Source organism: Frankia sp. AgKG'84/4 (genome assembly GCF_023242965.2).
Classification (GTDB): Bacteria; Actinomycetota; Actinomycetes; order Frankiales; family Frankiaceae; genus Frankia.
On record NZ_JALKFU020000247.1, the window covers coordinates 1 to 7,498 of the forward strand.

Here is a 7,498-nt window from a genome sequence, read left to right on the forward strand (position 1 = left end):
CCGCATCGCCGCGGCCTCGGGTGCCTCCACGCGGCGGTGGCGACGTCGATCGCCGCTCGGCCGGCCCTGGCCTCGGCGCCCTTGTCCCCGAGCGCCGCCGGACGTGACGAAGCACAATATCGCCGGGGGATGACGGTCGTGAAAGGATCGGTCACCAGCAGTTGGACTGGGAGGAACACCGTGGCGGAGACCGCCGAGAACGCCGGCGCGCGGGCCCCGCGGGACCGCTCGCGGCGCCGGGCGGTGGCGAAGGATCCGGCCGGGCGCACGCAGATTCTCTCCGCGGCCGTCGCCTGCATCCTCGAACTCGGTTTCTACCGGGCGAGCACCAACGAGATCGCCCGGCGCGCCGGCGTCAGCTGGGGCGCGATCCAGTACCACTTCGGCTCCCGTGAGGCGCTGATGCTCGCGGCCGTCGAGGAACTCCACAACAGCTTCCTGGGCACCCTCGGCGAGCGTCACGTCGAGGGCGACACGCTCGCGCAGCGCGTGGTGTCGCTCTACGACCTGCTCGCCGAGCACTACGGCCGGCCGATCTACCTCGCCAGCATTCAGATCATGCTCAACCTCCAGCACGACCCGGACACCTCACCGGCTGCCCTCGAAGCGCTCTCCGAGCAGCAGCGCCGTGTCGCCGACGAGATCGCCCGGCTGCTCACCGAGACCCTCGGCCCGGACGCCGACGACGCCTCCCGCAGCGCGCTGTTCCACTCGATCCGCGGGTTCGCCATCAGCAGCCAGCTCGCCGAGTCCGTCGCGCCCGAGCGCACCGGGCGCCATGAGGCCGAGGCCCGCCGGTTCTTCCTCGCCGGCCTCGTCGCCGCCGAGGAGCGGACGAGCTGAGGTCCTCAGCGCGGTCAGTGGTCGAACACGACGGTTCCCCGCAGGTTGCGCCCGGCGCGCAGGTCGGCGTACCCGTCGTTGAGCTCATCCAGGCGGTAGCGGGTGGTGATCAGCTCGTCGAGGCGTAACCGGCCCTGCCGGTACAGCTCCAGCATCGCCGGGATGTCCTTCGACGGGCTGGACGCGCCGAACAGCGAGCCCTGGATCCGCTTCTGGTAGAGCCCGACCTCGCGCACCGAGACGGGCGGGTTCGTGTCGTCAGCGAAGGCGCTCAGGCCGACGACGACGCAGGTAGCCGGCCTTGCGGATCGCCGCGACGCCCTCGCCGAGGTGCTCCGGGCGGACCGTGCCAGCGCACAGGATCGCGCTGTCGGCGCCCTGGCCGTTGCTGTGCTCGCGGGCGACCTCGGTGGCCTCGGCCATCGTGGCCACCGCGTGGGTCGCGCCCAGCGCGAGGGCCGCCGTCCGCTTCATCTCCACCGGGTCGAGACAATCGGTGGTACGGCGTTCTATCGCCCTCCGGCCGGGGCCTTCGAAGCACGCCCCCGCCCGCCCCGGCGGCGGGACCCGTACGTGAGGCGGCGGGACCCGTAGGTGAGGCGGCGGGACCCGTAGGTGAGGCGGCGGGACCCGTAGGTGATTCGTGCCGCCTCGGCCGGAGCGCGGCGCGCCGACCGGGCGACGCCGGGCCAAGCGCGGATAGCCTCCCGTCTCGGGGCGAGCCGCGGTCAAGATGAACGATCAGGGCGCGGCGGCGACGAGCGGCGATCGGTCCTGATGCTCGCGGCGCGCCCGCGGCCACCAGAACCGTTGCAGACGTCGGCCGTACCGGACTCGGGCGGCAGGTGTCGGGGTGGGATGTGTCGGGGTGGGATGTGTCGGGGTGGGATGTGTCGGGGAGGTGTGGATGGACGGCGGCGAGGGGCCTGGTGGGTCGGCGGCGGGCGGGGTCCGGGCCGAACCGAGGTCCCGGCGCGCTCCCTGGTCCGGCCGGGTGCCGGAGGTGGCCGGCGATCTGGGGGCGGGTGCGTCGACACCCGCCCGCGACAAGATCCTCGAGGCCGCGGCGGTCTGCATCCGCCGCCGGGGGGTCGAACGGTCATCGATCGCCGCGATCGCCGCGATCGCGGGCGTGTCGCGGCCAACCGTGTACGCCCACTTCAACACCCGAGAGGACCTGATCTCGGCGGCGCTGGAGCGCGTGGCGGTCGAGATCAGCCAGCGGATCGTGGTGACCGCTCGGCGCCGCGCCCGTTGCGCCAGCGAGTTCGTGGTGGAGGCGCTGGTCGCGGTGCGCCGCGAGTTCCGCGCCGAGCCGGCGCTGCGGCCGATCATGGGGGTCGGGTCGGGGTACTGGAACGCCCAGGAGGCCCTGTCGGAGCGCGCGATCGCGGCGGCCAGGCCCATCATCGCCCCGGTCGTCGGCTACGACCCGGCGCTGGAACCGCACCTGGACGAGATCGTCGAGACGTCGGTGCGCTGGCTGTTGTCCCTGCTGATGTTCGACAGCGCCCGGACCTCCTCGGAGCAACGCCTGCGCGCCTATCTGCGGCGCACGATCGTCCCGGTGATCGACGCGCTGGCCGCCACGCCGACCGACGAGCCGTCTCCCGGCGCCACCCCCTGATCTCGCTCCGCCACCGCAATCGCTCGATGAGCGACCCGTATCGCCGCGCGTGCGGGGGATCAGCCCTGACCGGACTACGATATTGCCCACGTGGGAGACGCACGGAACGCTCGTCGCCTGCCTGCGGCCCGTCCAGGGGTCCCGCCGCCCGGCGCGACCGACCTACTTCCCAGCTCTCCGCCGTCGGCCGTGTCACCCGACGAGGCTCATAGCATCTGCTATGTTGCGGAGCAATTGCCCAGTCGGATCGGGGCAGCGACGAAGGACGGCCTATCCATGGCAGACGATGGTGCGCCGCAGGCGCCGAGGTGCGTCCCGCCCACCGCTGGCGCCCGGCTCACCGGCCTGGGGGCCTACCGGCCGACCGGCCGGTTGGGCAACGAGGAACTCGGCGAGCGGTTCGGCCGCGCCCCCGAATGGATCAAGACCCGGACGGGTTTCGCCACCCGTCAGATCGCCGCGGCGGACGAGACCGTGCACGGCATGGCGCTGCGGGCCGCCCGCGACGCCGTCCTCGACAGCCGCATCCCGCCCGAGAACATCGATCTGATCATCGCGGCGAGCTGCAGCGTCGACCGGAGCCTCGGCGGTGTCGCCGCCTCGGTCGCGGCCGAACTCGGCGCCGACCGCGCGAACGTCTTCGACCTCAACGCGGCCTGCGCCGGCTTCTGCTATGCGGTCGCCACGGCCGCCGCCGCCGTCCGGGTCGGCTCGGCCCGCCACGCCGTCGTCGTCGCGGCGGAGAAGATGACCGCCTGGGTCGACCCGAACGACCTCGGCACCTCGATCATCTTCGGGGACGGTGCCGGCGCGGTCGTCCTCGGCGCCGGGGACCCGAGTGACATCGGGCCGGTGGTGTGGGGCAGTGACGGCTCCGCGGCCGAACTCATCCACATCGACGAGAAGTCCCAGTGGATGCACATGGAAGGCCAGGCGGTGTTCCGCTGGGCGACGACGACCATTCCCGCGATCGCCATCGCCGCCTGCGACGCCGCCGGCGTCGAGCCCACCGATCTCGCGGCCGTCATCCCCCACCAGGCCAACCTGCGCATTGTCGACACGATCGCGACCCGGCTCGGGGCGACCGGGGCAGTCGTGGCCCGCGACGGCGCGGACACCGGCAACACCTCCGCCGCGTCCATCCCGCTCGCCCTGCATCGGCTGCGCGACGAGCACGAGGTCGCCCCCGGGGATCTCGCCCTGCTCGTCGGCTTCGGCGCCGGCCTGAGCTGGGCGGCGCAGGTCATCCGCGTGCCCTGACCGGCCGGATGACCGCCGCGGGCGGGTCGCCATGATCGAGCGTGCGGCGGTTCGCGAACAGCGCGACGCTTACCACGACAGCAGCGTCGCACCGAGCCGCGTCCCGCTGTGGGACCGCCTCGCCGCATGGGCGCGCAGGGCCTAGAGACGGGGCGACTACGGCGGGTCGCGGTAGACCGGGGGCCGCTTCTCGAAGAACGCCTCGACCGCCTCGACCTGGTTAGCCCCGCCGAACAGGGCCGTGATCTCCGCGCGTTCCCGGGCGAGCTGCTCGGCTGGCGAGCCCGCTGCCGGCCCGGCCAGCAGCCGTTTGCCGGCTCGGACCGCGTCCGGGCTGCGGGCCGCGATCTCGGTGGCGAGCGCCAGCGCGGCGGCGCGGGGGTCGGGCGCCACCCGGGTGGCGAGGCCGAGCCGGACAGCCTCGGTGCCGTCGACCGTCCGCCCCGTCCAGTACAGCTCCCTCGCCACGTCCGGGCCGACGAGCTGGGGCAGGGTGAGGCTCGCGGTCAGGTCCGGGATGATGCCCCAGCGGACCTCGAGCAGGCCGAGCGAGGCATCGGGGGCGACGATCCTGATGTCCGCACCGAGGGCGATCTGCAGCCCGCCGCCCAGGCACGGACCGTGAATCGCCGCGATCACCGGCACCTCGAGCTCGGTCCAGACCCACGCGGCCTGCTGGCCGCGATGCGTGATCCCCCCGTCGGTGGCCAGCACCTCGGCGAGCGCGCCCGACCCGCCCGCGGCGAGCGCGGCGAACATCGCGACGTCCAGGCCCGCGCAGAAGCCACGCCCCTGCCCGGAGAGCACGACGACGCGCACCGCCGGCTGCCCGCGCAGCCGCTCGCCGGCTTCGGCGAGCGCCACGAACATCGCCTGGTCCAGCGCGTTGATCTTCTCTGGCCGGTTGAGCCGGACCTCCGCGACGCCGTCGCGGATATCGACGAGTACCAGCGGCGTCATCGCCCGGCGGCCCGGCTCAGACCGCGTACCGCGAGATGAACTCGGCGACACAGGCCGGCTTGGCGGAGCCCTCCACCTCCACGGTGATCTGGGTGACCGACTGCACGCCGCCCTTCACGTCTTCGACGGAAAGGTTCTTCACGTGCCCGCGCACCCGCGCGCCCACCGGCACCGGGGTGGGGAAGCGCACCTTGTTCAGGCCGTAGTTCAGCGCGAGCCTGAAGCCGCTGAACTTCACGACCTCGCCGAGCAGCGCCGGAACGAGCGACAGGGTGAGGAACCCGTGCGCGATCGTCTGCTTGAACGGGCCTTCCTTCGCCCGCTCGGTGTCCACGTGGATCCACTGGTGGTCGTCGGTGGCGTCGGCGAACAGGTTGACCTGTGCCTGGGTCACCTCACGCCAGGGGCTCGTCCCCAGCTCCTGGCCGGCGACGGCCCGCAGTTCCTCGACGCCGTTGATGCTCTTCGTCATGGGCTCATCCTTCCCTACCGGCCCGGCCCGCGCATCGGACCGGGCCAGTAGGGAAGCGAGTCAGGCGTCGCCGCGGGCGAGCTTCGAGGGCCACCAGATCAGCCGGCCGATGTCGTGGCCGAGAGCCGGCACGAGCACCGAGCGGACCAGGATCGTGTCAAGCAGCACGCCGAAGGCCACCGAGAAGCCCACCTCGGAGAGGAAGACCACCGGCAGCACCCCGAGAACCGCGAACGTCCCCGCGAGCACCACACCCGCGGAGGTGATCACGCCACCGGTCACGGCGAGGCCGCGGACGATGCCGCGGCGCGTGCCGTGGGTGAGCGTCTCCTCTCGCACCCGGGTCATCAGGAAGATGTTGTAGTCGATACCCAGGGCGACCAGGAAGATGAACGCGAACAGTGGGAAGCCCGGATCGGCGTTGGCGAAGTGGAAGATGTGGTTGAACACCACCGCGCTGACGCCGAGCGTCGCCGCGAACGACAGCACGACGGTGACGATGAGCAGCACCGGCGCGATCAGGGCCCGCAGCAGCAGCCCCAGCACCACCAGGATGACCACCAGCACGATCGGGATGATCAGGTTGCGGTCGTGGCGGGACGCCGACTGCGTGTCGAGGTTGATCGCGGACTGGCCACCGACGATCGCGTCGGCGTCCGGGACCGCGTGCACGGCCGAACGGATCGCCTTGATCGAGTCGTAGGCGGCGTCCGTGTCGTAGCGGTTGACCAGGTTCGCGTCCACCGCGATCCGGCCGTTGGCCGGGGCGATACGCACGGCCGCGGCGGCGCAGCCGTCGCGGCCGGGCGCCGGCGGTCGCTGCCCTGCTTTGACCAGCTTGGCGACCTTGGCCCAGTCGACCTCGACGCACACGGCGCCGGGACCAGTCGCCACGCCGTCGATCTTCGAGACGGCGTCGATGATCGCGGGTACGGCCGCGGTGTTGGTGATGATGACCGCGGGCGCGCCCTCACCCTGACTGAAGTTCGCGTCGAAGATCTTCTGCCCGACGATCGCGTCGGGCTTGCCGCGGATGCTGTCGGTCGAGGACAGGCCGTCGGCCTTCAGCGTCGTGAGCAGGCCGGCGCAGGCGAGCAGGGCCACCGCGGTGATGATCCACGCGCCGCGGGCCTGGCCGACGAGTCGCTCGGCGAAGCGGGCCCACCCGCCGTGGCCGGCGAGGTCGGTCTGGCCGTCGTCCGGGTGGTCGAAGTGGGGAATCCGGGGCCAGAAGATCCACCGGCCGGCGATGACGAGGAACACCGGCAGGAAGGTCAGCATGACCAGCCCGGTCGCCGCGATCCCGATGGCCGCGACCGGCCCGAGGCTGCGGGTGGAGTTGAGCTCGGCGAGGCTCAGGCACAGCAGGCCGAGGATCACCGTCACGGCCGAGGCGAAGATCGCCGGAGCGGCACCTCGCCAGGCCGTGATCATCGCCTCGACCCGGCTAGCGTGGGTGTGCAGCTCCTCGCGGTACCGGCTGACCAGCAGCAGCGCGTAATCGGTACCCGCGCCGATCACCAGCACGGACAGGATCCCCTGGCTCTGCCCATTGAGCGTGAGCACGTTGTGCTTGGCCAGCGGGTAGATGACCAGCGAGGAGACACCGAGCGCGAGCACCGAGCTGAACAGCGGGAAGAACCACAGCACCGGGCTGCGGTAGACGAGTAGCAGGATGCCGATGACGACGAGGCCCGCCGCGAGCAGCAGCAGTCCGTCGATCCCGGAGAACGCGTCAATGAACGCCACGAGCAGGCCACCCGGCCCGGCGGAGTGCACCGCAAGCCCGGCCGGCGCGCCGTCACGCGCGGCCGCGAGCACCGCCTTCTCCGCGTCGGCGATGTCCGGCCCCTTGACCTCCTCAGCGCCGTTCTTGCCGATCAGCGGCACCGAGATGCTCGCGACCTTCCCGCCCTGGGCGTACTGCGGCGCGGCGACCTGGCCGCCGTCCACGCCCTTGATCCCGGCCAGCTTGCGGACGTCACCGGTGATCTTCGCCTTGTCGGCGGCGGTCAGCCCGCTCTCGCGCTGGTAGACGATGAAGCCGGGGATCGTCTGCAGCGTGCGGAACTGCTGCTGACTCTTGTCGACCTTGGTCGACTCCGCGGAACTCGGCAGGTACGCCGCGTTGTCGTTCTTCTGGACGTCGCCGAGCTTGCTCTGGTAGCCGCCGCCGACCAGGCCGATCAGCAGCCAGACGACGGCGAGCGCCGCGAAGATGTAGACGACGCGCGGGCGCCGGCGGCGCCTCCCGCCCCTCCCCGTCGGAATACTTAACCCCGCGGCCCAAAACCACCGGGCGCCCATACCGAATAACCGGCGGGACCGGCCCCCAG

8 protein-coding genes are annotated in these 7,498 nt (G+C 72.1%); 3 read left to right on the forward strand and 5 right to left on the reverse strand.

The annotated features are described in order from the left end of the window. Positions 1 to 180 precede the first annotated feature (180 nt). Entirely contained in the window at positions 181 to 843 is a 663-nt protein-coding gene (locus MXD58_RS15735; protein WP_248840437.1) for a TetR/AcrR family transcriptional regulator, read from the forward strand. Positions 844 to 857: 14 nt separating this feature from the next. On the opposite strand, the gene MXD58_RS15740 is transcribed toward MXD58_RS15735, so the two are convergent. Both MXD58_RS15740 and MXD58_RS15745 read right to left on the reverse strand, forming a co-directional pair. Next, the gene (locus MXD58_RS15740; protein ID WP_248840438.1) at positions 858 to 1,079 is read right to left on the reverse strand and encodes a hypothetical protein; all 222 of its coding nucleotides are present in this window, start codon (positions 1,077 to 1,079) and stop codon (positions 858 to 860) included. Between the two features lie 22 nt (positions 1,080 to 1,101). After that, the gene (locus MXD58_RS15745; RefSeq protein ID WP_248840439.1) at positions 1,102 to 1,317 is read right to left on the reverse strand and encodes a hypothetical protein; all 216 of its coding nucleotides are present in this window, start codon (positions 1,315 to 1,317) and stop codon (positions 1,102 to 1,104) included. Between the two features lie 433 nt (positions 1,318 to 1,750). Between MXD58_RS15745 and MXD58_RS15750 the strand changes: the two genes are divergently transcribed. Beyond that, entirely contained in the window at positions 1,751 to 2,470 is a 720-nt protein-coding gene (locus MXD58_RS15750) for a TetR/AcrR family transcriptional regulator (protein ID WP_248840440.1), read from the forward strand. Positions 2,471 to 2,746: 276 nt separating this feature from the next. After that, entirely contained in the window at positions 2,747 to 3,730 is a 984-nt protein-coding gene (locus MXD58_RS15755) for a beta-ketoacyl-ACP synthase 3 (protein WP_248840441.1), read from the forward strand. Between the two features lie 156 nt (positions 3,731 to 3,886). On the opposite strand, the gene MXD58_RS15760 is transcribed toward MXD58_RS15755, so the two are convergent. Genes MXD58_RS15760 through MXD58_RS15770 form a run of 3 tightly spaced genes read right to left on the reverse strand, consistent with a single transcriptional unit; the run spans position 3,887 to position 7,469 of the window. After that, positions 3,887 to 4,690, reverse strand: a complete 804-nt coding sequence (locus MXD58_RS15760) for a crotonase/enoyl-CoA hydratase family protein (RefSeq protein WP_248840442.1) — start codon at positions 4,688 to 4,690, stop codon at positions 3,887 to 3,889. Positions 4,691 to 4,706: 16 nt separating this feature from the next. Beyond that, positions 4,707 to 5,162, reverse strand: coding sequence for a MaoC family dehydratase (locus MXD58_RS15765; protein WP_248840443.1), 456 nt, complete (start codon positions 5,160 to 5,162; stop codon positions 4,707 to 4,709). Between the two features lie 60 nt (positions 5,163 to 5,222). Then, positions 5,223 to 7,469: an MMPL family transporter gene (locus MXD58_RS15770; RefSeq protein ID WP_250609455.1), complete on the reverse strand. Its 2,247-nt coding sequence runs from the start codon at positions 7,467 to 7,469 to the stop codon at positions 5,223 to 5,225. Between the last annotated feature and the right edge of the window lie 29 nt (positions 7,470 to 7,498).

Excerpts from the sequence above, each read along its gene's own strand:
- MXD58_RS15745 (WP_248840439.1), bottom strand. The coding sequence starts at position 1,317 with ATGAAGCGGACGGCGGCCCTCGCGCTGGGCGCGACCCACGCGGTGGCC.
- MXD58_RS15750 (WP_248840440.1), top strand. The coding sequence starts at position 1,751 with ATGGACGGCGGCGAGGGGCCTGGTGGGTCGGCGGCGGGCGGGGTCCGG.
- MXD58_RS15755 (WP_248840441.1), top strand. The coding sequence starts at position 2,747 with ATGGCAGACGATGGTGCGCCGCAGGCGCCGAGGTGCGTCCCGCCCACC.
- MXD58_RS15760 (WP_248840442.1), bottom strand. The coding sequence starts at position 4,690 with ATGACGCCGCTGGTACTCGTCGATATCCGCGACGGCGTCGCGGAGGTC.
- MXD58_RS15765 (WP_248840443.1), bottom strand. The coding sequence starts at position 5,162 with ATGACGAAGAGCATCAACGGCGTCGAGGAACTGCGGGCCGTCGCCGGC.
- MXD58_RS15770 (WP_250609455.1), bottom strand. The coding sequence starts at position 7,469 with ATGGGCGCCCGGTGGTTTTGGGCCGCGGGGTTAAGTATTCCGACGGGG.